1 pseudogene is annotated in these 1,117 nt (G+C 48.6%); it reads left to right on the top strand.

Annotated features, from left to right (window positions below):
* Positions 1-1,117: pseudogene (locus JMX98_RS13890) on the top strand (IS256 family transposase); the annotation flags it as partial.

The following is a 1,117-nucleotide window of genomic DNA, read 5'->3' as shown; positions in this document are numbered from 1 at the left end:
ACTGCCCTAGAAGCAGAAATGGAAGAGCATCTCGGCTACCCCAAGCATGAAAAAGCAGATAAGCCTAACAAGCGCAATGGGCACACTAAAAAGAGAGTCCGTAGCGACACAGGCGAGCTTGAGATCTCCACCCCCAGAGACCGCGACAGTAGCTTTGATCCTGTACTTGTCAGCAAACATCAAACCCGTATTTCAGGTCTTGATGACAAAATCATATTTCACTACAGGCATAGCCTTCCGTCTTGCGCTTCGGGCAAGTGTCTCCCAGACACTTGCTGATCCTCGCTCATACGCCAAAGGTCAAACCACTACTGAGATTGTCGAAACCATCAAGGACATCTACGACGTCGACATCTCAAGCAGCTTGGTTTCCAGAGTCACTGACAACATCTTGGATGACATCACCGCTTGGCAGAACCGGCCGCTGAGCAGCGTCTATCCTATCGTCTACTTAGACTGCATTGTCGTTAAGGTACGCCAAGACAAGCAGATCATCAACAAAGCTATCTATCTGGCCTTAGGCGTTGCTCTTGATGGTAAAAAAGAGCTGCTTGGCATGTGGCTATCAGAGAACGAGGGCGCTAAATTCTGGCTTGGTGTTCTCACTGAGCTACAAAACCGCGGGGTTCAAGATATTCTTATTGCCTGTGTAGACGGCCTAAAAGGCTTCCCTGATGCCATCAATACGGTCTACCCTAACGCTCAGGTTCAGCTGTGTATCGTACACATGGTGCGTTACTCCATGAAGTTTGTACCATGGACGGATAAAAAGGCCGTAGCGGCTGATTTAAAGGCTATCTACGGTGCTGATACGCTTGAGATGGCAGAGGCCAATCTTGAGCACTTTGATGAAGTATGGGGCAAAGAGTACCCGCATGTCATCAAGTCTTGGCGCAATAACTGGGAGGGCTTAACGGTGTTCTTTGGTTATCCTAAAGACATCAGAAGAGTGATCTATACCACCAATGCGATAGAGTCGCTAAACAGTGTGATTCGAACGGCGGTGAATAAGCGTAAGGTGTTTCCCTCTGATCAGGCAGCATTCAAGGTAGTATATCTGGCAACCCAGCAGGCCTCTAAAAAGTGGTCGATGCCGATTCGTAACTGGACGTCTGCT

The organism is Psychrobacter sp. HII-4, from assembly GCF_904846595.1.
Classification (GTDB): Bacteria; Pseudomonadota; Gammaproteobacteria; order Pseudomonadales; family Moraxellaceae; genus Psychrobacter; species Psychrobacter celer.
Note: the sequence above shows the minus strand (reverse complement) of the source record. Positions and strands in the feature narration are given on the sequence as shown.